This window comes from Microbacterium sp. TNHR37B (genome assembly GCF_001620065.1).
Lineage (GTDB): Bacteria > Actinomycetota > Actinomycetes > Actinomycetales > Microbacteriaceae > Microbacterium.
This window is the reverse complement of the sequence record NZ_LQGV01000001.1, coordinates 553,759-578,799: the sequence shown is the minus strand read 5'-3', so window position 1 is coordinate 578,799 and position 25,041 is coordinate 553,759. Positions and strand designations below refer to the sequence as shown.

Here is a 25,041-nt window from a genome sequence, read left to right as displayed (position 1 = left end):
GGTCGGGAACCTCTGGCACGCCTACTCCCTCCGCGGTCCGGACTGACCTTGCTAGCTTAGAGCGGGTGTCCGCCTCGCTCCTCTTCCCCGATCCCCGCGCCGCATCCGATGCGCTGACGTTCGCGCAACGGGCGGCGCGTCTGGGAGATGGCACCGTCCGCCTGCACGCGGATCGGGGAACGCTGACCTTGACGTGTGCCCCGCTCGCGCCGCGTGCCCTGGGGGAACCGACACCGACGATCCTCGGCCTCCGCGCGGTGCGGACCGATCCCGAACTGGTGTGCGACCTCGTCGTCGACGCGGCGACGCTCGCTCCCGGCGAGGACCCGTCCCGCGTCTCCCTGCCCGCGACGGCTGTCACCGCCGCATGGGCCGGCGTCTCGCCTCCGCGGGCGGGGTGGACCGCCGTCGGACAGGTTCCCGCCGCCCGGCTGGCCGCTCGCGCGCAGGGCGGTATCGCCGCGGTCGCCGAGCGGATGCCGACGGACGCGGGCGAGGAGGTGGTTCACGCCATTCGCTCGGACGTCTGGGGACAGCCCGACGAGACCATGAACGGACTGCCGAGCGGCGTCGCCTTCGCCGCATTCGCGCTGGGCTTCATCCGCGGCGAGGAAGAGGCGACGATCCACCAGCTCGGCCCGTGGACGCGTGTCAGCCTCGTCCGGGGGCACGTCTTGACGCGCACGATCGTGCGCAGTGGCCTCACGCCGGTGCGGCCGACGGGCGCGCCCGCCTGAACTACGCGGCCGCTGCCGCCGCCCGCCCCGCGACACGACCGGAGAACAAGCATCCGCCGAGGAAGGTGCCCTCCAGCGCGCGGTACCCGTGGAGGCCCCCGCCGCCGAAGCCTGCGGCCTCGCCCGCCGCATACAGGCCGGGGATCGGCACGCCCGCAGGGTCCAGGGCACGCGCCGACAGATCGGTCTCGATGCCACCGAGGGACTTCCGTGTGATCACGTGGAGCTTGACGGCGATGAGCGGACCGGATGCCGGGTCGAGGATCCGGTGCGGTCGGGCGGTGCGGACGAGCCGATCTCCGCGGTAGGCGCGGGCCGATCGCAGCAGGGCGATCTGGGCATCCTTCGTGAACGCGTTGCCGATCTCGCGGTCACGCGCAACGACCTCCTCCCGTACCCGCGCGCCGTCGAGGACCTCGCCGCCCGGGAGCGCGCGCATCCCCTCGATGAGGGCATCGAGATCGTCGCGCACGACGAAGTCGGCACCGTGGTCGAGGAAGGCCTGCACGGGGCCGGCGGCGCCCTTGCCGAGGCGGGACTTCAGCAGGAGCGGCAGGTTCTTTCCGGTGAGGTCCGGGTTCTGCTCGCTACCGGACAGGGTGAACTCCTTCTCGACGATCGCGCGGGACAGCACGAACCAGGAGTGGTCGTGACCGGTCCGCCGGAGATGCTCGAGCGTTCCGAGCGTGTCGAAGCCGGGGAAGAGGGGCGCCGGCAGCCTCTCTCCGGTCGCGTCGAGCCACAGAGACGATGGTCCGGGGAGGATCCGGATTCCGTGACGAGGCCAGATGGAGTCCCAGTTCCGGATGCCCTCCACGTAGTGCCACATGCGATCACCGTTGATCAGTCGCGCCCCCGCCGCCGCCGTCACCGACTGCATCGACCCGTCGACATACTCCGGGACCCCGGAGAGCATCTCCTGCGGCGGGGCGCCGAGCCGGGACGGCCACTGGGCCCGCACGAGGTCGTGATTGGCCCCGATGCCGCCGGCGGCGACGACTGTCGCGCCCGACTCGACCTGGAACGCATCGACGACCTCACGCGAGGTCGCCTCGCCGCGCGGCGCGCCCGAGGGGGCCAGGATGTCACCGACGGCGCCGGTGACGACACCGTCGTGCGTCGAGAGCGCCGTGACGCGGTGGCGGGGGAGGATCGTGACGGTTCCGGCCGCTTCCGCACGTGCGATCTCCGCGATGAACGGCGCGATCACCCCCGGCCCCGTTCCCCAGGTGATGTGGAAGCGGGGAACGGAGTTGCCCGGACCGAGCGCCGTGTAGCCTCCGCGCTCCGCCCAGCCGACCACGGGGAAGAATCTCACCCCCTTCTCACGCAGCCATGCCCGCTTCTCGTGGTGAGCGAAGTGGAGGTATGCCTCGGCCCACTCTCGCGGCCAGCGGTCCTCCTCCCGGTCGAAGCCGGCCGTGGCGAACCAGTCCTGCCGGGCGAGGTCGATCGAGTCGGAGATCCCCAGGCGGCGCTGTTCCGGCGAGTCCACCAGGAAGAGGCCTCCGAACGACCAGAACGCCTGACCGCCGAGATTCGTGCGCGGCTCCTGATCCACGATCACCACCCGCTTGCCGGCCGCCACCGCTTCGGTGGCGGCGACGAGTCCGGCCAGCCCCCAGCCCACGATGAGGACATCGGTCCGATGCGTCGTGCGTGCGTTCATCCGTCGACTCCTTCGTCGCGAGGGGACTGTGTTCAGCGGTCGCCGTCAGGGCGCCGCGGGGGATCGGGGATGAAGGGGGAGCCCGGGGCGGGACGCCGGGCGCTCGGGCGCGATACCGGAGGGCTCGAACGTGTTCACCATCGCGTGAGCGGCCCGTTCCAGGTAGTCCCACATCGTCGCGTCCTGAAGGGGAGAGAGCTCCGCCTCGTCCAGCGCGACGCGCATGGCCCGCAGCCAGCGGTCACGGGCGTCGGGATTCACGTGGAACGCCGCATGCCGCATACGCAGACGCGGGTGGCCGCGTCTCTCGCTGTAGGTCGACGGGCCGCCCCAGTACTGCTCGAGGAACATCCGCAAGCGTTCGTTCGCCGGCCCGAGGTCCTCTTCCGGATACATCGGCTTGAGGACCTCGTCGGCGGCGACCTCGCGGTAGAAGGCGTCGACGAGCCGCCGGAACGCGTCCGGGCCGATCTCCTCGTAGAAGCTGCGCGTCGCGTCGCTCACGACGGTGCTCCGTCGGTCAAAGAACCGCCCTTGCCGTCGCCCTCGGACCCCGAGGAACGCGGCTTGCGCTTGGGTTTCCACACCGGTCGGGCGACAGAGTCGTCGGCAGGGGTGACCGGGGTGGGCTTCGTCCGCGGAGGGTTGGCGCCGCGCACGCGCTGCGCCCCTTCCAGTCCGCTGAGCATGATGGAGTTCATCTGCGGCAGCGTGATGCCCATCTCGTCCATCCGCCGCTTGAGGCGCATCCGCAGTTCGCGGGCCACGTCGTCTTTCGCGTTGGCGCGCGTCTTCATGACCAGCCGGATGACGAGCGCGTCGCCGCTGACGGACTCCAGGCCCCACACCTCCGGCTGCTCGATGACCCGGGTGCGCCACTTGGGATCCTTCGCCAGACTCTTCGCCGTCTCGAGCATCGCGGTCTCGACGTCTTCGATGACGACGTCGACCGGGACCGCGAGATCGATGATGACGCGCGACCACCCTTGCGACATGTTCCCGATTCGCGTGATCTCACCGTTGCGCACATACCAGAGCGTTCCGTTCACATCACGGACATGCGTGATGCGCACGCTCACGTACTCGACGATGCCCGTCGCGAGACCGAGATCGACGACGTCGCCGATCCCGATCTGGTCCTCGGCGACGATGAAGATGCCGTTCAGGACGTCCTTCACGATGTTCTGCGCCCCGAAACCGAGACCGGCGCCGATCGCCGCCGACAGCAGCGCGAACGAGCCGAGCACGTTCTGATCGATCGCGTTCACGATCAGGAGTGCAGCGATGATCACCAGGGCGACGTTGACGATGTTCTGGAGGATCGACCCGAGCGTGCGCGTGCGCTGCACCAGGCGGACGGCGGCCAGTGGCGACCGATCGAGCGCCTGTGTGTCGGTCACCTTGGCCTTCGACTTCGCGCCGGTGACGATGCGATTGACGACGCGTCTGATGACGACGCGCAGGAGCCAGGACACGACCAATGCCCCGACGATGATGGCGGCGATCACGAGGAGCTTCACGCCGATATCGCCGAACGTCCGCAGCCACCACGGCCATGACCACTGCGCGGGGTCGCCCGCCTCCCAGGGAACCAACATCACCCTTCGATCCTAACGAGCGCCGCCTCAGCGTTGCCCGGGGACCGCGGAGTCTGCGCTCAGTCCGCGCTCTGTTCGACGTGGCCCCAGCGGTGGGCGAGGATGACGGCGTGGATGCGGTCCCGTGCGCCGAGTTTGGCGAGGACCCGCCCCACATGCGTCTTGACGGTGGACTCGCCGAGGAAGAGCTCTTCGGCGATCTCGACATTCGTCCGCCCGCGCGCCATCGCGAGATACACGTCGCGTTCGCGTTCCGTGAGCGAGGCAGACGGGTCTGGCCCCGCAGGAGGCGTCACGCGGGGCGCCAACTGCTCGATCACGCGCCGGGTCACCCGCGGCGCCAGAACGGCGTCGCCGCGGTGGACCGCGCGCACGGCGGCCAGCAGCTCCGCCCGCTGTGCGTCCTTGAGGAGGAAGCCGCTCGCGCCGGCCTCGAGCGCCCCGAAGGCATACTCGTCGAGATCGAACGTCGTCAGCACCAGCACGCGCGTCTCCGGACGGAGGTCTCGAAGCCTCGCCGTCGCCTCGATCCCGTCCATGTGAGGCATCCGCACATCCATCAGCACGACGTCTGGGGCGAGACGGACGGCTGCTTCGACGCCCTCCCGTCCATCCGCGGCCTCTCCTACCACCTCGATGTCGGTCTCCGCTTCCAAGACGAGTCGGAAACCGACGCGGATCAACTCCTGATCGTCGACCAACAGGATACGGATGGGGCTGCTCACGGTGTCTCCTCGGGGGACGGCAGGTCGGTGGGTTCGGGACGCGCACGATCGACGTCGACGGGCAGGCGAGCTCGGACGCGCCAGCCGCTGGGGGACAGCGGACCGACATCGAGTTCGCCGCCGACATGGTCGACGCGCTCCCGCAGCCCTCGGAGGCCATACCCGCCGGTGGACGGCGGGCCCACCACGCCGTCGTTGCGCACCTCCACCACGACCTCACGCGCACCGATCTGAAGGAGAACATCGATCCGCCGCGCGGCCGGTGCGTGCCGCATCGCGTTCGTGACGCCCTCCTGGACGATGCGCGCGACGGCGAGCCGCAGCGACCGCGGTAGGTCGGCGATCGTGCCGGCGGTCGATTCCTGCCGGATCACGACGGGATAGCCCGCTGCGCGCGCCGACTCGACGACGGTCGCGACGGCGTCGTCACCCACCGGGCTGAGCGGAGCGGACGCGCTGTCATCGCGCAGGACCCCGAGCATCGCTCGCATCTCCAGGAGCGCCGCCCGGGCGGTGTCGGCCACCTGAGCAGTCGCCGCCCGCGCGCGGTCCTGGTCTCGGGTGGCCGTCGCCCCCTCGGACAGCGCGACGATCACCGTCAGGGAGTGGGAGACGATGTCGTGCATCTCTCGCGCGATGCGCGATCGCTCTGCGCTGGCAGCCAGCTGTGCCTGTTGATCGCGTTCGACGAGGAGCTGGCGGGAGCGCGCGATGATCGCCTCGACGTAGCGCTTGCGGTTTCCGACATTGACTCCGATCAGCGTGCCGATCAGGAGCATGCCGCCGGTGCCGACGACCGAGTTCGCGCCGTTTGAGGGCGCGACGAGTCCCGCGAAGCCGAGCCAGAACGCCACGACTCCCAGCGCGCTGACCCCGATACCGAATCCCATCCACGCGGCGCGCGTCGATCGGTAGACCGCGAGCGAGTAGCTCGTCACGAGACCGAGCATGGAGCCGGTGCCGGTCCCCGCGAGAAGGAAGGCGACGTCGAGGACGAGGGCGCCCATGAACACGATGGTCGGCCACTGACGGCGACGCAGGAGCAAGAGACAGGCACAGATCGTCAGCGGGACGAGCACGAGCGCCGCCGGAGACGGTCCACGGCCGGCCTCCGCCGGGACCCGGAACGTCGCGGCGGGAACCAGGTTGAGCGCGAGGCAGATCAGGGCGACCAGAATGTCGGCGAGAAGCGGATGTCGCGCCCAGAACCGACGGATGACGCCGGGAACACGCGGCAGCCGCAGCTCGTCGTCCATGACGGAGGACGAGCTGCGGCTGCGTGGTGACACGGCCCCGACTCTACGCGTCGCGGACGCGGAGGACGGCCCATGCGCCGCCGAGGCACACGGCCGCCCAGCCGGCGAGCGTGAGGACCGCAGTCGCGGGGTCCGTCGTGCCCGGGACTGTCAGCACCTGCGCGGCGCTCATCGGGAGATGCTTGCCGAGGTCGGCGACCCAGGCCCACGCCGGGCCGAAGAGACGGAACAGATCGACGACGATGGGAAGGACGAACAGCAGGCCCACCGTTGCCGCGATGGCTCCCGCGCCGCTTCGGAGGATGAACCCGAAGCCCACGCCGATCAGCGCGAACACGGTCATCGACATGACGCTGTAGGCGATCGGCACGATCGACTGGGCGGGCTCGGCCCAGTCGATGGGCGAGGCCAGGAGCGGAGCGGTCGCCAGGACCGCGGCGCCGAAGATGATCGCCGACGCGATCGCGAGGAAGCCCCCGACCACGACGGCCTTCGCCGCCAGAACCTCGCCACGGCGAGGCACGGCGGTGAGGGTGGAACGGATCATGCCGGTCGAGTACTCGCCGGTCACCGAGATCGCACCGAGGATGCCCGCCAACAGCATCGTGAACTGCATGGGGGCGGTGATCGCCATGACCGGCGGGAACCCGGAGGGGAAGTCCCTCGAGGCCGTTGCCATGAGGGCCGAGATCCCGACCGACATCGCGGCGGTGATCCCGATCGACCACCACGTGGAACGCAGCGAGACGAGCTTGATGGTCTCCGCGCGCAGGACCCGCGCGAAGGTGAGGTGCGCCGCGGGCGTCGCCGTACGCGGGGCCGGAGCCGCGGTGGCCTCGAGGGTGGGGGCGGTCATGAGATCTCCTTGGAGCGGTACTCGACGGATTCGCCGGTGAGCGCCAGATAGGCGTCCTCCAGCGAGCCCGTCGTCGGGGTCAGTTCATGGAGGGGGATGCCCGCGGCGGCAGCAGCGTCGCCGATCACGGCGGCCGAGGTGCCCTCGATGTCGAGGACGCCTGTCTCCGCGGCCGTGACGCTGACGCCCGCGCCCGCCAGAACATCGACGAGCTCGCTCGGACGCGGCGTGCGCACGCGCACCGTGGTCGCCGTCCACGCCGAGACCAGCTCCGCCAGCGGCGCGTCGGCGAGCACCCGTCCCCGGCCGAGTACGATCACGTGGTCGGCGGTCAGGGACATCTCGCTCATGAGGTGGCTGGATAGCAGCACCGTGCGCCCCTGCGAGGCCTGATACCGGACGAACTGGCGCACCCAGCGAACGCCTTCCGGGTCGAGTCCGTTCACCGGTTCATCGAGGATGAGGGTGTGCGGGTCGCCGAGCAGGGCCGCCGCGATCCCCAGCCGCTGGCCCATGCCGAGCGAGAACTTGCCGGCCCGCTTGCGGGACACCGAGCCGATACCGGCGAGCTCGATCACCTCATCGACGCGGCTCTTCCCGATGCCGTGTGTGGCGGCGATCGCCCGGAGGTGCGCCTGCGCGCTCCGTCCCGTGTGCACCGCCTTGGCGTCGAGGAGCACGCCCACCTCGGTGAGCGGTGCGCGCGAGGAGCGGTAGGGGTGTCCGTTGACGGTCACCTGGCCCGCGGTCGGTCGGTCGAGACCGACGATCATGCGCATGGTGGTCGACTTCCCGGCACCGTTCGGGCCGAGGAAGCCCGTGACTTTCCCCGGCTGGACGGTGAAGGAGACGTCGGACACCGCGTTCTTGTCTCCGAACCTCTTCGTGAGGCCTTCTGCAACGATCATGCTTCGACGGTACTGAGCGGGCGTTCGGCGCACATCCGCCCGGGGTACCGGATGCCGCGGGCCGGCGTCCGCCCGAAGGAGGAGGCCGGCCCGCGGGGGAGTCCGCCTACTGGGCGTCGCGCTCCTGCACCGCGAGAGCACGATCGACGCCGGCCAGGTTCTCGGCCACGAGGCGTCGAAGCGCGGGGGGTGCATCACGGTGACTGTCGAGCCAGCCTCGAGTCGCGTCGCGGAGCTCGCTGTTGGCCAGCGGCGCGGGGTAGAGCCCCGTGATCAGATAGTTCGCGATCTGATACGTCCGCGTCGACCAGATCGGGAGGAGCATCTCGAAGTAGTCGTCGACGAACGCGGCGAGTGCATCGGTTCCGGCGGGGTGGATGAAGCCCAGCGCCGCCGAGCGGACGACGGTGTTCGGGAGGTCGTTGGACTCGATGAGCGAAGCCCACGCGATCCGCTTGGCTTCCACGGTGGGAAGTGCGGCGTGCGCCTGCGCGGCGAACTCGCCCCCCTTGGCGGTGTTGTCTGCCGCTCGCGCCGCGTCGATCTCCGCGGCGCTGGCGACCCCACCGGCTGCCAGGGACACCAGAAGAGCCCAGGAGAGATCGTCGTCGACGGCGAGACCGTCGAGGACGAGCTCGCCGGCTCGCAGCGCGCGGACACGATCCCAGTGCTCAGCCGTCGACGCGGCCGACGCGAACGCCGTGACGAACTGGAGCTGGCTGTCACTGCCGGGGGCTGCCGCCTGCGCGAGCGACCAGAGGCCGTCGGCGACCTTCCGACGCGACGTGTCCCGGACGGCGGGTGCCACGTACGAATTCGCCGCGAGCTGGAGCTGAGCAAGCGTCGTGCGGACGGTCGTGGACTCGGTCTCGGCGCCGATGTTGCGCAGAACGAGGTCGATGTAGTCCGAGGCGGAGGCCTCAGCGTCGCGGGTCTGGTCCCACGCGGCGCCCCAGACCAGCGAGCGAGCAAGCGGGTCGCTGATCTTGCTCAGGTGCTCGATGGCGGTCGCGAGAGACCGGTCGTCGAGGCGGATCTTCGCGTACGCGAGGTCTTCGTCGTTGAGCAGCACGAGGTCGGGTCGCTCGAGGCCGACCAGCTCGGAGACCTCGGTCAGGTCTCCATCGACGTCGATCTCCACGTGGTGCGTCCGCACGAGTGCACCGTCTTGGAGGGTGTAGAAACCCACGCCGAGGCGGTGCGGCCGGATCGTCGAGTAGTCCGCCGGCGCCGTCTGCACGATCGCGAAGCGCGTGATGACCCCCGCGCCGTCGGTCTTGATCTCGGGAGCGAGCGTGTTCACCCCGGCCGTCTCCAGCCACTTCTTCGACCAGCTCGTCAGCTCGCGGCCGCTCGTGGCCTCCAGCTCCACCAACAGGTCACGCAGCTCGGTGTTCCCCCAGGCGTGCTTCTGGAAGTACGCGGACACGCCGCCGAAGAACGCCTCGATCCCCACCCACGCGGCGAGCTGCTTGAGCACGGATCCGCCCTTCGCGTAGGTGATCCCGTCGAAGTTCACCTGCACGTCTTCGAGGTCGTTGATCTCCGCGACGACCGGGTGGGTCGAGGGCAGCTGATCCTGGCGGTAGGCCCACGACTTCTCCATGGCGTTGAAGGTCGTCCACGCCTCGGTCCACTCGGTGGCTTCGGCGGTGGCGATCGTCGACGCCCACTCGGCGAACGACTCGTTGAGCCAGAGGTCGTTCCACCACTTCATCGTCACCAGGTCGCCGAACCACATGTGTGCCAGCTCGTGGAGGATCGTCACGACTCGACGCTCCTTGACCGCGTCGGTGACCTTGCTGCGGAACACGTAGGTCTCGGTGAAGGTCACCGCCCCCGCGTTCTCCATAGCGCCCGCGTTGAACTCGGGGACGAAGAGCTGGTCGTACTTCTCGAACGGGTAGGGGACCTGGAACTTCTCTTCGTAGTACGCGAAACCCTGCCGAGTCTTCTCGAAGATGTAGTCGGCGTCCAAGTGCTGCCAGAGGCTCTTACGGCCGTAGACGCCCAGGGGGATCACCCGCCCCGAAGCGCTCGTCAGCTCGGAGAAGGTCGCCTCGTAGGGCCCGGCGACGAGCGCGGTGATGTACGACGAAATGCGGGGAGTGGGCGCGAACGACCAGGTCGAGGCGCCATCGTCAGCGGGCGTCGGCTCGGGGGTCGGCGAGTTCGACACGACCTTCCACGCGCTGGGCGCGGTGACGGTGAACTGGAAGGTGGCCTTGAGGTCGGGCTGCTCGAACACGGCGAAGACGCGCCGCGAGTCGGGCACCTCGAACTGTGAGTAGAGGTAGACCTCGCCGTCGACGGGGTCGACGAACCGGTGGAGTCCCTCGCCGGTGTTCGTGTAAGGGCAGTCGGCCTCGACGACGAGCTCGTTCTCCGCCGCGAGACCGTCCAGCGCGATGCGGGAGTCGGCGAAAGCACGAGCGGGATCGATGGAGCGGCCGTTGAGCGTGATCGTGTGGACATCACGAGCGATGAGGTCGATGAAGGTCGACGCGCCCGCGACGGCGCTGAAGCGCACGACGGAGCGGGAACGGAACACCTCCGGTCCGGTCGTCACGTCGAGTGTGACCTCGTACGAGGACGTGTCGACGATCGAGCGGCGCTCCTGCGCTTCGCTGCGGGTGAGGTTCTCTCCAGGCACGTTGGTGTCTCCCAAGGGTGAGGGTGGATGCCGCGGGCAGGCGCTGCTGGCGTCTGCGACAACCTGACAAGCCTACGCCGACGCCGATTCCCGACGCACATGATCTCGGGCATGTGCGATCGCGTCCGGTAGCGAAAGGAAGAGATGTCGGTGGTCGCGGAGCGCGTCGAGCACGCCGATGCGCCGGAACAGACGGTCGTGACGAGGCTGCACGCCCTTGATCAGGACGGTGACGCCGCGACGCTCGAGCGTCTGCACGATCTCCTCGAGGATGCGGGCGCCGGTGGCATCGACGAGTTCCACCTGGCTCATGCGCAGGATGACGACCGAGACGTCACGGACTTCGTTGACCTTCTCGAAGACGCGATCGGAGGCGGCGAAGAAGAGGGGGCCGTCGAAACGGATGATCGCGATCCTCTCGTCGCCGGCCACCGCGTCGCCCTGAATCGTCTCGCGCTGCACGCCCGCACGCCGCGCCAGACTGCGCAAGGCGAACAGGCCGGCCACGAGAACACCGATCCCGACGGCGACGATGAGGTCGAAGGCCACCGTGATGAGTGCCGTGAGGATAAAGGCCGCGGCATCGCTCCTTGTCGAACGGAGAATGATCCGAACCGTGGAGACATGCACCATGCGCACCGCCGTGACCATCAGCACGGCGGCCAGTGCCGGGAGCGGGATCCGGCCCACCGGCCCCGCCAGGGCGAACACCACCACCAGGAGCACCGCCGCGTGAGTGAGGGAGGCCAGGCGCGAGCGGCCGCCCGACTTGACGTTGACCGCCGTACGCGCGATCGCGCCGGTGGCGGGCATTCCGCCGAACAAGCCGGAGCCGATCGAGGCGATGCCCTGGCCGACGAGTTCGCGGTCGGGGTCGTAGGGGCCCGTGTCCGCCATCGAGGCGGCCACTCGTGCCGACAGGAGAGACTCGATGGCGGCGAGGACGGCGACCGTCACGGCCGGCAGGAGAAGGGGCGCCAGCGATCCGGGGTCGATCTCCGGGAGAGTCGGGAGCGGCAGTGTTGCGGGGAGCGGGCCGATCGTGGCGAGCGGCGTGGGCGCCGCGGCCACGATCGCCGTCGTCACGACGATTCCCACGAGCGAGCCCGGAATGGCGCGATGCACGCGCGGGGCCAGGACCATGCAGCCGGCGACCACCGCCACGACGCCGCCTGACCACAGAAGATAGTCCGGGTCTGCCGTCGTGGCCGCTTCGACGGCGGCGATCGCCGCGTTCGTGCTGTGCTGCCCTGCCGTCGCGATGTGCGGCGAAAGGAGCAAGGGCACCTGCTGGAGGAAGATGATCGTCGCAATCCCGAGGGTGAACCCCTCGATCACGGGCCAGGGGATGAACGACACCGCGCGCCCCAACCCGAACAGTCCTCCCGCCACGAGCAGCACGCCGGCGATGAGCGTCACGACCACGACCGAGGGTGCCCCGTGTGCCGCGACGATCGGCAGGAGGACCACGACCATCGCCCCGGTTGGACCCGACACCTGCACGTGGGATCCCCCGAAGAAGGCGGCGAGGGCACCCGCGATCACGGCGGTGACCAGCCCCGCCTCTGCCGTGAGCCCGGAACTGACCCCGAAGCCGAGGGCGAGCGGAAGCGCGACGATGCCCACGGTGACGCCCGCGGTCAGGTCCGACCGCCACGAACGGCGAGCCACGGTGTAGTCCGCGCGCGAGGGGAGGAGCGATCGCAGCCGCGCGCGGCGGGACGACCGGCCGACGATCGCGATGGGGGTCGAGACCGTCATCACGGGCTCCCGGGGACCTCTGGGAGGCGGGGGAGGGAGCGCGCGTCGACCAGGAGCGCTCCGTCGTCGGATACCACTTCGAGAAGGAGTTCCCGGGCTGTGGCGAGCAGTCGCGCGACGGCCGGATCAGTCAGGCGGTAGAACACATGGCTCGCGCGCCGCTCGCTGACGACCAGGCGGTGCCGCCGGAGCACGGAGAGGTGCTGCGACAGATGAGAGGGTTCCAGGCCGGTGTCCGCGTGGAGCGCAGCGACCGAGACCTCCGGCTCGGCGGCCAGCAGTTCCAGGATCCGGATGCGGAACGGATGAGCGAGGCCCTTGAACAGGTTCGCCTTGACCTCATAGAGCGGTCGCTGGCGCTGACTTATCGACATGATGAAACCATCATGTCACGGGCCGGCGAAGGTCGCCGGATCTCTAGGATGGTCTCCATGCGCATCCATATCGCGACCGACCACGCGGGGTTGGAGTTCTCCACCCGTCTGCAGCACCACCTCGCGGAACAGGGACACGACATCGTGGACCACGGGCCGATCGAGTATGACCCCCTCGATGACTACCCCGCGTTCTGCATCCGGGCGGCACAGGCCGTTGTCGCCGACCAGGCCGAGGGTCGGGAGGCGCTCGGCGTCGTCTTCGGCGGCTCCGGCAACGGCGAGCAGATCGCGGCGAACAAGGTCCGCGGCGTGCGTGCCGCCCTCGCCTGGAATCTCGCGACCGCCGAGCTCGCGCGCGAGCACAACGACGCGAACGTGATCGCGATCGGTGCCCGCCAGCACACCTTCGAGGAGGCCGTGTCGTTCATCGACCGGTTCATCCAGACGCCGTTCTCCGGGGAGGAGCGCCACGCGCGGCGGATCGGTCAGCTCGCCGCGTACGAGACCGACGGCACCCTCGAGCCGGACCCGCGCGCGTCCTGATGCCCGAGGGTCACTCCGTCCACCGCATCGCGCGTCAGTTCGACCGCAACTTCGTGGGGCGCCGTGTCGGCGCGACGAGTCCGCAGGGCAGATTCGCGGAGGGGGCAGCGATCCTCGACGGCCGCACGCCGACGGAGGTCCGAGCGGTCGGCAAGCAGATGTTCCTCGAGTTCGACCACGACCTCTGGCTCCGGGTGCACCTGGGGATGTACGGCGCGTGGGACTTCGCCGGTGAGATCCTGATCGATCCCACCATCGCCTCGGCGAACGGTCGGATGGGTCAGACGAACCAGCGGGGGACCGACCCGGGGGTCGTCTTCGATGCGGCGGGCGAGAATTCGCTGACCTCGATCGGCGCGCCTCGACAGGCCCGCGGTCGCGTGCGGATGAGCGAGCAGACCCGTGGCCTGGACGACGAGGATGGCACCTGGCCGCCGCCGATCGTGGGGCAGGTGCGCCTCCGGCTGCTGACCGACGTGACGAGCGCAGACCTTCGGGGTCCGACGGCATGCCAGCTGCAGACTCCCGACGAGATGCTCGCCACCGTCGCGAAGCTCGGCCCGGATCCGCTCGTCGGTGACGTCGCGGACGGCGAGGAGCGGTTTACCCGCGTGGTCAGGCGCAAGCCCACGCCGATCGGGCTGCTTCTCATGGATCAGACGGTCGTGAGCGGGATCGGCAACGTGTACCGCGCGGAGATGCTCTTCCGCGCCCGCCTCAATCCCCACACTCCCGGGCGCGACGTACCCGAGGAGACGGTGCGCGCGCTGTGGCGCGACTGGGTGCGGCTGCTGGCCATCGGAGTGGAGACCGGCCAGATGATGACGATGGACGACCTCGATCCGGAGGCCTACCGTCGCGCGATGAGCAGCCGAGACGACCGCCACTGGGTCTACCATCGCGCCGGGCTTCCCTGCCGGATCTGCGGCACCGAGATCGTGGTGGAAGAGATGGCGGCGCGGAAGCTCTACTGGTGCCCGTCCTGCCAGCGCTGAGACCGGCCGACACGAACGACGACGAGAGGGCGGGATGAGACAGAACCCCAGCTTCGCGATGACCGATGTCCCGGAGATCCGCCGGATCATCGACGAACATCCGTGGGCCACCCTCGTCAGTCATACCGACGAGGGGCTGGTGGCCTCGCACTACGCCGTGCTCCTCGATCGAGACCGAGACGATCTCACCGTCGTCGGCCACGTGGGCCGGCCCGATGACGCCATCCACGGCTTGGGTGACCGGGAGGTGTTGCTGATCTTCCAGGGGCCCCACGGCTACATCTCTCCGGGGTGGTACGGCGACGCACCGTCGGTACCGACGTGGAACTTCGTCTCGGTGCATCTGAGCGGCACCCCCGAGATCCTCACCCCAGAGGAGAACCTCCAGGTTCTCGATCGCCTGGTCGATCGGTTCGAATCGAGGATGCCCCATCCGCGACGCATGTGGGAGCTGCCGAACGATGAGACGTTCGTCCGAGGGCTGGAGAGAGGAACGGTCGGGTTCCGACTGACTCCGAACCGTGTCGTCGCAAAGCGAAAGCTCAGCCAGAACAAGCCCGACGCGGTGGTGGACACGATCATCCGCGAGCTCTCCGCGGGCAGCGGTCCCTACACCGACCCCCGCCTTCCTGCCGAGATGCAGCGCGCACACGACCGCCTTCGTGCCGCGAGGGAGAAGCGATGACCGCGGGTGTGACGGTCGGTGAGACGGTCGACGTCATCGCCGATGCCCGTTTGACGGGGAGCGAACGCCTCGATCCGTTCGGCGCCGACCCGGTGGACATTCACGTGCGCGACGGCGTGATCGTGGACATCGCGCCCGCGCGAGCTCTCCCGCGCCGCGGACGGGTCATCGATGCGGGCGGCGGGTGGGTCACGCGCGGCCTGTGGGATCACCACGTCCACACCGTCCAATGGGCCCTCGTCGCTCAACGGGTGCCACTGGGCGCGGCGACCTCGGCCGCCCACGCCGCCGCGTTGATGGCCGACGCCCCGATCCTCGCCGGTGGCCGCCGCGTCGGCACCGGCTTCCGCGATGCCCTGTGGCCGGACGCCATGACACTGGAGCTCCTCGACGCGCGCAGTGGAGACGTCCCTACCTATCTCATCAACGCGGACGTGCACAGCGTGTGGCTGAACTCCGCCGCGCTTCGTCGTGAGGGTCTGCCGCATGACGAGACCGGCGTGCTGAGAGAAGAGCTCGCCTTCGAGGTGTCGCGTCGCCTCAATGCGGCCGATCCGGCGGTGGGGGATCGCCTGGTCGCGGAGGCGCTGGCCGAGGCCGCACGACGAGGCGTGGTCGGCGTCGTCGACCTCGACATGGCGTGGAACGCCGAGGCATGGGCCCGTCGGCTGGCCGCAGGGTTCGATACGACGAGGATCTCGTTCGGCGTGTATCCCGCTCTCCTGGATCGTGCGATCGGCGAGGGCCTGGCCACCGGCGACGCGCTCGATCCGGCCGGCCTCGTACGGATGGGCCCGCTCAAGGTGATCACCGACGGCTCGCTCGGCACACGCACGGCGGCCTGCTCCCACTCCTATCCCGGAGATCCCCACAACCACGGCGTCCTCACCGTTCCCCCCGCGCAGTTGCAGGACCTCTTGGTACGCGCCACCGGGTCCGGTCTCGATGTCGCCGTCCACGCGATCGGAGACCTGGCGAACACCCACGCGCTCGACGCCTTCGCCGCCACCGGTGCGCGGGGCACCATCGAGCATGCGCAGCTTGTGGCGCATGCCGACATCGCCCGTTTCGCGCGGCTCGGTGTGGCTGCCAGCGTGCAGCCGGAGCATGCGATCGATGACCGCGACATGACCGACTCCATCTGGGGCGACCAGACCGCGATCGCCTACCCGCTGCGTTCTCTCGCCGACGCGGGGGCGACCCTGCTCTTCGGCTCGGACGCGCCTGTGGCACCGCTGGATCCCTGGGCCACCATGGCTGCCGCCGTCCACCGCACCCGTGACGGTCGTCCCGCCTGGCGACCCGAGGAGGGCGTCGACGCCGCGACGGCCCTGGCGGCCTCCAGCGCGGGTGGAACGGCCACGGGGAACGCGCTGGAACCGGGCCTTGCCGCCGACCTGATCATCGTCGATACCGACCCGCTGATCGCAGGGGAGCAGGACCTGCGCGCCACCGAAGTGGCGGCCACGCTTCTGGAGGGGCGTCTCACGCACCTCGCCTGACGGTTGTCGCAGGCAGTACGAAGGCCCCGGGAGGCGATGCTCCCGGGGCCTTCGCGGTGTCTCACTCGGCGACGTGCGCGAAGAGGAACCAGCGGTCCTTGTCGAGCCCGGCCTTGATCGCGATGGCGACGTCCTGGCTCGTGAGGTCGGTCTCGTCGAGGCCGTCGATCGCGGCCTGCACGTCGGCGATCACCGCGTCCATGTCGGCGATGACCGCCTTGATCTCGTCCTGCCACTGGGCGAAGCCCGCCGGCACGGCCGTCGTCGTCTTCTCGGCGACGGCCGACACACGCGCGTCGATCGGAAGCCCGAGAGCCACGATCCGCTCGGCGGCGAGGTCTGCGAAACCCTGAGCATTGGCGACGAGCGTGTCGAGAAGCTCGTGGATGGCGATGAAGTTCGCGCCACGCACGTTCCAGTGCGCCTGCTTGCCGTTGACAGCGAGGGCCTGGAGGCCCAGGACGACGGGGGTCAGCAGCTGAGCGGTGCTCGCGGCGGCCTCCGAGTCGGTGATGGTCGCGGGAATGGTCTGCGTCTTGGTCATCTCTCACCCTCCATGTCGGCAGGGGATGTGCCCTGCCCTAGAGGAAACGCTACTCGGCGTCAGGCATTCCGCAACCAAGAGAAGGCTCGTCTTACCGCGTGTTTCCGCGGTCCTCATCACGGCCCGGCGAGAGGTCGCTGTGTAGCCTCGGGGGTATGACGATCGCCGAAGACGCCTCGATCCTCGCCCTTGCGGGCAGTGCCCCCGTCCTCCATCCGTCGGCCTTCGTGGCCTCCGGCGCGAGACTGATCGGTGCTGTCACCCTCCATGAGGAGAGCAGCGTCTGGTACAACGCCGTGCTGCGTGGCGACAGCGCATCGATCACGGTGGGCGCGGGAAGCAACCTTCAGGACAACGTCGCGGTCCACGTCGATGCGGGCTCGCCGGTCATCATCGGTGAGAACGTCTCCGTCGGGCACAACGCGGTCGTGCACGGGTGCTCGATCGGCGACGGCTCGCTCATCGGCATGGGGAGCGTGATCCTCTCGGGAGCCCGCATCGGTCGCGGGTGCCTCGTTGCCGGGGGAGCGGTCGTCCTCGAAGGGTCAGAGATTCCGGACGGCTCGCTCGTGGCCGGAGTGCCGGCAAAGGTGCGTCGCTCGCTGACCGATGAGGAGCGCGACGCGCTGCTGCGGAACGCCGACGTCTACCGCGCTCACTCAGCGACGCATGCCGCGGCGCGACCGGTGTAGCTGCACCCCAAGGGACCGTGAGCGACACGCGAGTGTCGCGACAGTATGTGGAGGGGATGACGGGAATCGAACCCGCACCATCAGTTTGGAAGACTGAGGCTCTACCATTGAGCTACATCCCCGGAGCCGTGCGAACGGCAACTCGAACAGTGTACAGGGCTTCGTCGGCTAGACTCGACACGGCCGTGTGCACGCACGAGATCGTCGGCGCCCCGGGGCGTAGCTCAGCTTGGTAGAGCGCCCGCTTTGGGAGCGGGAGGCCGCAGGTTCAAATCCTGTCGCCCCGACCACGGCCCACAGACCCAGAGACCACCAGCGGCTGCGCCCGTGTGCGCGGCTGGACACGAGGAGAACGAACAGGCATGGTCACCAGCACCGTAGAGAAGCTCAGCCCGACGCGGGTGAAGCTGCACATCACGGTCACCCCCGACGAGCTGAAGCCCAGCATCGCGCACGCCTACGAGCACATCGCTCAGGACGTCCAGATCCCCGGCTTCCGCAAGGGCAAGGTCCCCGCTCCGATCATCGACCAGCGTGTCGGTCGCGGCGCCGTCATCGAGCACGCGGTCAGCGAGGGACTCGACGGCTTCTACCGCGAGGCCGTCAACGCCAACGAGGTCCGCATCGTGGGCCGCCCGTCCGCCGAGATCATCGAGTGGCCGAGCGACAAGGACTTCTCGGGCGACCTCAAGGTCGAGGTCGAGGTGGACGTCCGCCCCGAGTTCGAGCTTCCGTCGTTCGACGACATCACCGTCGAGGTCGACGCCGTGGAGACCGACGACGCCGCCGTCGAGGCCGAGCTCGATCGTCTGCGCGGCCGGTTCGGCACACTCGTCACGGTGGACCGTCCGGCATCGACGGGCGACTTCGTCGAGCTCGACCTCGTCGCCACGATCGACGGCAAGGAGATCGACCGCGCCCAGGGCGTGTCGTACGAGGTCGGCTCCGGTGAGCTCCTCGAGGGCATCGACGAGGCCGTGGAGTCGCTCACCGCCGGTGAGGAGACCACGTTCCGCTCCACGCTCGTCGGCGGCGACCACGCCGGCGAGGAAGCCGAAGTGGCCGTGACGGTCACGTCGGTCAAGGAGCGCGAGCTCGCCGAGGCCGACGACGACTTCGCCCAGATCGCGAGCGAGTTCGATACGATCGCCGAGCTGCGCGAGAGCATCGCCACCCGCCTCGCCGAGCACTCGGTGTACGTGCAGGGCGCCGCCGCGCGCGACAAGCTCGTCGACGCTCTCATCGAGAAGGTCGACATCCCGGTTCCGGCTCAGCTCGTCGAGGACGAGGTGCACCAGCACCTCGAAGGCGAGGGTCGCCTCGAAGACGACGAGCACCGCGCCGAGGTCACCGAGGCCAGCCAGAAGCAGTTCCGCACCCAGATGATCCTCGACAAGCTCGCCGAGTCGAGCAACGTCCAGGTGTCGCAGGACGAGCTGACGCAGTACCTGATCCAGTCCGCGGCGCAGTACGGCATGGCGCCCCAGGAGTTCGTCGACGCGCTCCAGCAGAACGGACAGCTGCCGCTCATGGTCGGCGAGGTCGCCCGCAACAAGGCGCTCGCGATCGCGCTCGGCAAGGTCAAGGTCGTGGACACCAACGGCAAGGCCGTGGACCTCACCGGCTTCATCGCGGTGGAGGACGAAGAGTCCACCGACGGCGACGCCGACGGCGAGACTGCGGAGGCCGCGGAGGAGAAGCCCGCGAAGAAGCCTGCCGCCAAGAAGGCTCCCGCGAAGAAGGCCGCCGCCAAGGCCGACGACGCCGACGCTGCTCCGGCGAAGAAGGCTCCGGCGAAGAAGTCGACCGCCAAGAAGGCCGACAGCGAGTAAGCCTTCGTGATCGATGGGTGGGGTCGGGTGCTTCGGTGCCCGGCCCCACCGTCATCTCCGGCCCCGGCGCCGACCCGGCCCGCATCACCGTCGCCGGGCAGCACTATGCCGACGGCGAACACGGGCGGGTCGCCCTCGGCGCGCCGATAGATTCGATGACGAACGGACCACCCGGAATCAGGAGCATTCATGGCTGAACCACTTGTCGCGACGAGCGTCTTCGACAGGCTGCTGAAAGACCGCATCATCTGGCTCGGGTCGGAGGTGCGTGACGAGAACGCGAACGAGATCTGCGCCAAGATCCTCCTTCTCGCCGCCGAAGACAGCGAGAAAGACATCTACCTGTACATCAACTCTCCCGGCGGCTCCATCACCGCGGGTATGGCGATCTACGACACCATGCAGTTCGTGCCGAACGACATCGTCACCGTCGGCATCGGCATGGCCGCCTCGATGGGGCAGCTGCTCCTGACGGCCGGCACCAAGGGCAAGCGGTACATCACGCCGAACGCCCGCGTGCTGCTGCACCAGCCGCACGGCGGCTTCGGCGGTACCGCGAGCGACATCCAGACGCAGGCCCAGCTCATCCTGGACATGAAGAAGCGTCTGGCGGAGATCACCGCGGCCCAGACGGGCAAGAGCGTCGAGCAGATCAACGCCGACGGGGACCGGGACCGCTGGTTCAGCGCCGAGGAGGCACTGGAGTACGGCTTCGTCGACCACATCCGTGAGTCCGCGACCGACGTGGTCGGCGGCGGCGGCACCGAGAACTGAGACCGGAGGACACACAGAATGAACACCCCCACCTTCGGCCTGCCGCAGGGCGTGCAGATGCCGTCCAGCCGCTACATCCTTCCTCAATTCGAGGAGCGCACCGCGTACGGATACAAGCGCCAGGACCCGTACAACAAGCTGTTCGAGGACCGCGTCATCTTCCTCGGCGTGCAGGTCGACGACGCCTCGGCCGACGACGTGATGGCGCAGTTGCTGGTGCTGGAATCGCAGGATCCCGACCGCGACATCATCATGTACATCAACTCGCCGGGCGGCTCTTTCACGGCGATGACGGCGATCTACGACACCATGCAGTACGTCTCTCCCGAGATCCAGACGGTGGTTCTCGGCCAGGCCGCCTCCGCCGCGTCCGTGCTTCTGGCCGCCGGTGCTCCCGGCAAGCGCCTCGCCCTCCCCAACGCCCGCATCCTCATGCACCAGCCCGCCGTCGGCGAGGCCGGTCACGGACAGGCGTCGGACATCGAGATCCAGGCCGCCGAGATCCTCCGGATGCGCACGTGGCTCGAGGAGACCATGGCCCGTCACACGAAGAAGACGCAGGCCGAGGTGAACAAGGACATCGATCGCGACAAGATCCTTTCCGCGGCTGAAGCCCTCGAGTACGGCATCGTCGACCAGGTGCTCACGTCGCGCAAGCGCACCCCTGCGGCGATCACGGCGTAACACAACCGGTACAGCTGCGCAGACGGAGGGCCCCGACACATCGTCGGGGCCCTCCGCCGTGTCATCGAGCGAGCCCCGGGTGACAGACCCGTCTCAATCCGCCGCCATGTCTCTGCCAGAGGTTAGGCTCGAACAGGTTCTGGGAATTGCCTGGATGATAAGCACCGCGACTCGGGTGGCCGGTCGGGGCACAGGAGGTTGATCATGGCACGAATCGGTGAGAGCGCCGATCTGTTCAAATGCTCCTTCTGCGGCAAGAGCCAGAAGCAGGTCCAGCAGCTCATCGCGGGCCCTGGCGTCTACATCTGCGACGAATGCGTCGAGCTGTGCAACGAGATCATCGAAGAGCGCATGGCGGAATCGACCGACGGTGCCGTCGCCGAGTTCGACCTCCCCAAGCCGCGGGAGATCTTCTCCTTCTTGGAGGAGTACGTCGTCGGGCAGGATCCCGCCAAGCGGGCCCTCGCCGTTGCCGTGTACAACCACTACAAGCGCGTGCGCGCGCACGGGACGCTCCAGCCCGCGGAGCAGCGCGCCGACGAGGTCGAGATCGCCAAGAGCAACATCCTGTTGCTCGGACCCACCGGCTGCGGAAAGACCTACCTGGCGCAGACTCTCGCCAAGCGCCTGAACGTTCCGTTCGCCGTCGCCGACGCCACCGCGCTCACCGAAGCCGGGTACGTGGGAGAGGACGTCGAGAACATCCTGCTGAAGCTCCTGCAGGCTGCCGACTTCGACGTGAAGCGTGCAGAGACGGGCATCATCTACATCGACGAGGTGGACAAGATCGCCCGTAAGGCCGAGAACCCCTCGATCACGCGCGACGTCTCCGGCGAAGGCGTCCAGCAGGCACTCCTGAAGATCCTCGAAGGCACCGTCGCCTCCGTGCCCCCGCAGGGCGGGCGCAAGCACCCGCACCAGGAGTTCATCCAGATCGACACGACGAATGTGCTCTTCATCGTCGCCGGCGCCTTCGCCGGACTGGAGGAGATCATCTCGTCCCGCGTGGGCAAGCACGGGGTGGGGTTCGGCGCTCCGCTCCATGAGAAGGGCAAGGACCTCGACCTGTTCAGCGAGGTTCAGCCCGAAGACCTCCACAAGTTCGGACTCATCCCCGAGTTCATCGGTCGCCTTCCGGTCGTCACGTCGGTGTCGCCGCTTGACCAGAAGGCGCTGATCGAGATCCTTACGGGCCCCAAGAACGCGTTCGTGAAGCAGTATCAGCGCATGTTCGAGCTCGACGGCGTGCAGTTGGAGTTCGAAGACGACGCCCTGCGCGCGATCGCGGATCTCGCCGTGGCTCGCAAGACGGGCGCACGCGGTCTGCGGGCGATTCTGGAGGATGTCCTCGGTCCGATCATGTTCGAGATTCCGTCCACCGAAGACGTCGACAAGGTGATCGTCACGCGAGCGGCAGTGAACGAGGGGGCTCCTCCCACGCTCGTGCTGCGCCAGAAGCGCAAGAGCGCCTGACCGCCCGTCTCCCGTCCGGGGGACGGGCGCGAGCCGGTGTCGGAGGGAGCTCCTAGGCTGACGGGATGACTCGCGTCCTCTTCGATACCGCTTCGTCGCTCAACGGCTGGATCGCCGATGAGCAGAACTCGCTGCAATGGCTCTTCGACGTCGACGGCGGAACCGAGCCCGACGCATCGTTGCTGCCGCAGAACGCGAGCGTGCTGGTGGAAGGCTCCACGACCTACGAATGGCTCCTTCGGGAGTCCGACCTGTTGACCCACCCCGACCGTTGGCAGGAGTTCCACGGAGATCGGCCGACGTTCGTCTTCACCCGCCGGTCTCTGCCCGTCCCCGAGGGCGCCGATGTGCGGTTCGTCTCCGACGATGTCCGGCAGGCCATGCCCGCGATTCGCGACGCCGCGGGGGAGGGAGACATCTGGGTGGTCGGAGGGGGCGACCTGGCCGGTCAGTTCCTCGACGCCGGGGAACTCGACGAGATCGCGGTCTCCTTCGCGCCGGTGCTCCTGACCGGCGGCGCCCCGCTGCTCCCGCGGCGGGTCGAGGCCTCCTCCCTCCGACTGGTGTCGGCGACGGCGGCGGGCCAATTCGCGCGTGTGGTGTACCGCGTGGAGAGGTCGGGTTGACGCGCGATCAGGCTTCGGACGCCGCGTCGAGCCCGCGTCGGGCCAATAGGGGCTCGATGCGGGCGTCGCGACCGCGGAAGTCCCGGTAGGCCTCCAGCGGATCCTTCGCACCGCCCACGCCGAGCAGCCGCCGACGGAACCGCTCCCCGTTCGCGCGGGTGAGACCGCCGTTCTCACGGAACCACTCGACGGTGTCAGCGTCGAGCACTTCGCTCCAGATGTAGGAGTAGTAGCCCGCGCTGTAGCCGCCCGAGAACACGTGGGCGAAGTAGGTCGACGAGTATCGCGTCGGCACCAGCGGATTGTCGAGGCCGACCTCTGCGAGCGCGCGGGCTTCGAAGTCTGCGACGTCGATGTCCGCCGCGGCGGAGTCGACATCGAGCGAGTGCCACGCCTGGTCGATCCACGACGCCGCGAGGTACTCGCTCGTCGCGAACCCCTGATTGAAGCGTTCCGAGGCGTGCAACCTGGCCACCACGTCGTCGCTGAGAGGTTCTCCCGTGTCGACGTGCGTCGCGTACGCCGCGAGGATCTCCGGCCACAGGATCCACATCTCGTTGACTTGGCTCGGGAACTCCACGAAATCACGCCGCACGTTCGTCCCGGCGAAGTGCGGGTAGGTCACCGAGGCGAACAGCCCGTGCAGCGCATGCCCGAACTCGTGGAAGAGCGTGGTGACCTCGTCGAGTGTCAACAGCGTCGGCTCGCCCGTCGCGGGCTTCGGGACATTGAGATTGTTGACCACGACGGGGGCGGTTCCCTCCGGCCGGGACTGCGTAACGATGGAGTTCATCCACGCCCCGCCCCGTTTGGTGTCGCGCGTGTACAGATCGAGAAGGTAGAGCCCCAGCCCGGTACCGTCCTCCTCGATCACCTCGAACACCCGCACGTCCGGGTGGTATCCCGGGATGTCCGGGCGTTCCGTGAAGGTCACGCCGTACAGCGCCGTCGCGGCGCGGAAGACGCCGTCTACGAGCACCCGCTCCGCCTCGAACCAGGGGCGGAGGGCCGTGTGGTCCAGGTCGAATCGCGCCGCGCGGACACGCTCGGTGTAGTACGCCCAGTCATGGGCGTCGAGGGAGAACGGCGTGTCGCTCGCGTCGATGATCTCCTGCAACGCACGCTGCTCGTCGCGCGCGTTGGCCGCGGCGGGGCGCGCCAGGCGGCGCAGCATGTCGTGAACGGCACCGGGAGTGCCCGCCGTCTCGTCGCTGGTGACATACGCCGCGTGGCTGTCGAACCCGAGGAGCGCCGCCCGTTCGGCGCGCAGGCGCACGATCTCCCGCAGCACACCGCGATTGTCGTTGGCGTTGCCGCGGGAGCCTCGCGAGCGAGATGCCGTCATGATGCGCTGGCGGCTCTGTCGCCGGGTGAGCGTGGAGAGATAGGGGTGACCGGTGAAGAGCGTCAGCGTCACGACATACTTGCCCTCGAGGCCGCGCTCGGTTGCTGCCCGCGCGGCCGCGGAGAGTTCACCCGTGGTCAGACCGTCCAGTTCCTCAGCCTCGTCGAAGACGACGGCGAGATCGTTGGTATCGGCGAGCAGGTTCTTCTCGAAGGTCGTCGTCAGCACGGACAGGCGCTGGTTGAGCGCCGTCAGACGGACCTTCTGCTCGTCGTCGAGTCCGGCTCCTGCGTGCGACATCTCGCGGAAATGGCGTTCCACGAGGTAGCGAGACTCGTCGTCGAGGTCCAGGCTCTCGAGCTGCTCGTGAAGGGTGCGGATACGCCAGAAGAGCGAGGGATCGAGCTGGATGGCGTCGTGGTGCGCGGCCATCAGGGGGGCCAGGGCTTCATCGATGGCCTGGATCTCGGGTGTCGCGTCGGCCGAAGACACCGTGTAGAACGTCCTCGCGATGCGTCCGAGAAGCGCCCCCGAGCGCTCTAGAGGAAGCATCGTGTTGTCGAAGGTGGGCATCGACCGCACCCGCGTGATCGCCTCGATCTCTCGACGATGCTCGGCGAACGCGTGCTCGAAGGCCGGCAGATAGTGCTCGACACGGATGGCGCGGTAGTCCGGCAGGCCGTACGGCAACTCGGAGACGAGAGAGAGGAGGGGGCTGGACAAGGAGGCATCCGTCATGCGTCCAGCCTAGGTGCGGCTCGCTTCGCTCTGGACAAAGAGTTCTTTGCAAAGTATAGCTTGCAAAG

23 protein-coding genes and 2 tRNA genes are annotated in these 25,041 nt (G+C 68.7%); 12 read left to right on the top strand and 13 right to left on the bottom strand.

Going from position 1 to position 25,041, the window contains the following annotated elements; translation table 11 throughout:
• The first annotated feature begins 65 nt into the window (after positions 1-65).
• Positions 66-737, top strand: coding sequence for a hypothetical protein (locus tag AVP41_RS02765; protein WP_067160439.1), 672 nt, complete (start codon positions 66-68; stop codon positions 735-737).
• A gap of 1 nt (position 738) precedes the next feature.
• On the opposite strand, the gene AVP41_RS02760 is transcribed toward AVP41_RS02765, so the two are convergent.
• From AVP41_RS02760 to AVP41_RS02715, 10 genes are all read right to left on the bottom strand, one after another.
• Complete coding sequence (locus AVP41_RS02760; RefSeq protein WP_067160436.1) at positions 739-2,406, bottom strand: FAD-binding dehydrogenase; 1,668 nt, start codon at positions 2,404-2,406, stop codon at positions 739-741.
• 45 nt (positions 2,407-2,451) lie between these two features.
• Positions 2,452-2,910 (bottom strand): globin, encoded by a 459-nt coding sequence (locus AVP41_RS02755; protein WP_067160433.1) that lies wholly within the window; start codon positions 2,908-2,910, stop codon positions 2,452-2,454.
• Positions 2,907-4,004, bottom strand: coding sequence for a mechanosensitive ion channel family protein (locus tag AVP41_RS02750; protein ID WP_067160430.1), 1,098 nt, complete (start codon positions 4,002-4,004; stop codon positions 2,907-2,909). The genes AVP41_RS02755 and AVP41_RS02750 overlap by 4 nt, the downstream gene beginning before the upstream one ends.
• A gap of 59 nt (positions 4,005-4,063) precedes the next feature.
• Positions 4,064-4,729 (bottom strand): response regulator, encoded by a 666-nt coding sequence (locus tag AVP41_RS02745; protein ID WP_067160427.1) that lies wholly within the window; start codon positions 4,727-4,729, stop codon positions 4,064-4,066.
• Positions 4,726-6,018: a sensor histidine kinase gene (locus AVP41_RS02740; RefSeq protein WP_157532368.1), complete on the bottom strand. Its 1,293-nt coding sequence runs from the start codon at positions 6,016-6,018 to the stop codon at positions 4,726-4,728. The genes AVP41_RS02745 and AVP41_RS02740 overlap by 4 nt, the downstream gene beginning before the upstream one ends.
• 10 nt (positions 6,019-6,028) lie before the next feature.
• Positions 6,029-6,841 carry an ABC transporter permease gene (locus AVP41_RS02735; protein WP_067160422.1) on the bottom strand — a complete coding sequence of 271 codons (813 nt, stop codon included), beginning with the start codon at positions 6,839-6,841 and terminating at the stop codon, positions 6,029-6,031.
• A complete protein-coding gene (locus tag AVP41_RS02730) occupies positions 6,838-7,749 on the bottom strand; it encodes an ABC transporter ATP-binding protein (protein ID WP_067160421.1) in 912 nt (303 codons plus the stop codon). The genes AVP41_RS02735 and AVP41_RS02730 overlap by 4 nt, the downstream gene beginning before the upstream one ends.
• A 106-nt stretch (positions 7,750-7,855) precedes the next feature.
• Complete coding sequence (gene pepN, locus AVP41_RS02725; protein WP_067160416.1) at positions 7,856-10,402, bottom strand: aminopeptidase N; 2,547 nt, start codon at positions 10,400-10,402, stop codon at positions 7,856-7,858.
• Between the two features lie 72 nt (positions 10,403-10,474).
• Positions 10,475-12,163: a SulP family inorganic anion transporter gene (locus AVP41_RS02720; RefSeq protein ID WP_067160413.1), complete on the bottom strand. Its 1,689-nt coding sequence runs from the start codon at positions 12,161-12,163 to the stop codon at positions 10,475-10,477.
• Positions 12,163-12,537, bottom strand: a complete 375-nt coding sequence (locus AVP41_RS02715; protein WP_067160410.1) for an ArsR/SmtB family transcription factor — start codon at positions 12,535-12,537, stop codon at positions 12,163-12,165. The genes AVP41_RS02720 and AVP41_RS02715 overlap by 1 nt, the downstream gene beginning before the upstream one ends.
• A 57-nt stretch (positions 12,538-12,594) precedes the next feature.
• Between AVP41_RS02715 and AVP41_RS02710 the strand changes: the two genes are divergently transcribed.
• Genes AVP41_RS02710 through AVP41_RS02695 form a run of 4 tightly spaced genes read left to right on the top strand, consistent with a single transcriptional unit; the run spans position 12,595 to position 16,265 of the window.
• Entirely contained in the window at positions 12,595-13,083 is a 489-nt protein-coding gene (locus tag AVP41_RS02710) for a ribose-5-phosphate isomerase (protein ID WP_067160406.1), read from the top strand.
• The gene (locus AVP41_RS02705) at positions 13,083-14,078 is read left to right on the top strand and encodes an Fpg/Nei family DNA glycosylase (protein WP_067160403.1); all 996 of its coding nucleotides are present in this window, start codon (positions 13,083-13,085) and stop codon (positions 14,076-14,078) included. The genes AVP41_RS02710 and AVP41_RS02705 overlap by 1 nt, the downstream gene beginning before the upstream one ends.
• A gap of 34 nt (positions 14,079-14,112) precedes the next feature.
• Positions 14,113-14,763 (top strand): FMN-binding negative transcriptional regulator, encoded by a 651-nt coding sequence (locus AVP41_RS02700; RefSeq protein ID WP_067160399.1) that lies wholly within the window; start codon positions 14,113-14,115, stop codon positions 14,761-14,763.
• Positions 14,760-16,265, top strand: coding sequence for an amidohydrolase (locus tag AVP41_RS02695; protein WP_067160396.1), 1,506 nt, complete (start codon positions 14,760-14,762; stop codon positions 16,263-16,265). Before AVP41_RS02700 ends, AVP41_RS02695 begins: the two co-directional genes overlap by 4 nt.
• Positions 16,266-16,326: 61 nt before the next feature.
• Here the strand turns inward: AVP41_RS02695 and AVP41_RS02690 are convergent, their stop codons facing one another.
• Entirely contained in the window at positions 16,327-16,809 is a 483-nt protein-coding gene (locus AVP41_RS02690; protein WP_067160393.1) for a Dps family protein, read from the bottom strand.
• Positions 16,810-16,964: 155 nt separating this feature from the next.
• On the opposite strand from AVP41_RS02690, the gene AVP41_RS02685 reads away from it, so the two are divergent.
• Positions 16,965-17,501, top strand: coding sequence for a gamma carbonic anhydrase family protein (locus AVP41_RS02685; RefSeq protein ID WP_067160390.1), 537 nt, complete (start codon positions 16,965-16,967; stop codon positions 17,499-17,501).
• Between the two features lie 48 nt (positions 17,502-17,549).
• On the opposite strand, the gene AVP41_RS02680 is transcribed toward AVP41_RS02685, so the two are convergent.
• Positions 17,550-17,623, bottom strand: a tRNA-Gly gene (locus AVP41_RS02680).
• A 91-nt stretch (positions 17,624-17,714) separates the two neighbouring features.
• Here AVP41_RS02680 and AVP41_RS02675 point away from each other — a divergent pair.
• From AVP41_RS02675 to AVP41_RS02650, 6 genes are all read left to right on the top strand, one after another.
• Positions 17,715-17,791 (top strand) — tRNA-Pro (locus tag AVP41_RS02675).
• Positions 17,792-17,863: 72 nt separating this feature from the next.
• Positions 17,864-19,333: a trigger factor gene (gene tig / locus AVP41_RS02670; RefSeq protein ID WP_067160387.1), complete on the top strand. Its 1,470-nt coding sequence runs from the start codon at positions 17,864-17,866 to the stop codon at positions 19,331-19,333.
• Positions 19,334-19,522: 189 nt separating this feature from the next.
• Positions 19,523-20,107: an ATP-dependent Clp protease proteolytic subunit gene (locus AVP41_RS02665; RefSeq protein WP_067160384.1), complete on the top strand. Its 585-nt coding sequence runs from the start codon at positions 19,523-19,525 to the stop codon at positions 20,105-20,107.
• 18 nt (positions 20,108-20,125) lie between these two features.
• The gene (locus AVP41_RS02660) at positions 20,126-20,791 is read left to right on the top strand and encodes an ATP-dependent Clp protease proteolytic subunit (protein ID WP_067160382.1); all 666 of its coding nucleotides are present in this window, start codon (positions 20,126-20,128) and stop codon (positions 20,789-20,791) included.
• Between the two features lie 204 nt (positions 20,792-20,995).
• Positions 20,996-22,264, top strand: a complete 1,269-nt coding sequence (gene clpX, locus AVP41_RS02655) for an ATP-dependent Clp protease ATP-binding subunit ClpX (RefSeq protein ID WP_067160379.1) — start codon at positions 20,996-20,998, stop codon at positions 22,262-22,264.
• Between the two features lie 65 nt (positions 22,265-22,329).
• Positions 22,330-22,890, top strand: coding sequence for a dihydrofolate reductase family protein (locus tag AVP41_RS02650; RefSeq protein WP_067160376.1), 561 nt, complete (start codon positions 22,330-22,332; stop codon positions 22,888-22,890).
• A gap of 7 nt (positions 22,891-22,897) precedes the next feature.
• On the opposite strand, the gene AVP41_RS02645 is transcribed toward AVP41_RS02650, so the two are convergent.
• Positions 22,898-24,973 carry a M3 family metallopeptidase gene (locus AVP41_RS02645; protein WP_067160374.1) on the bottom strand — a complete coding sequence of 692 codons (2,076 nt, stop codon included), beginning with the start codon at positions 24,971-24,973 and terminating at the stop codon, positions 22,898-22,900.
• Positions 24,974-25,041 lie beyond the last annotated feature (68 nt).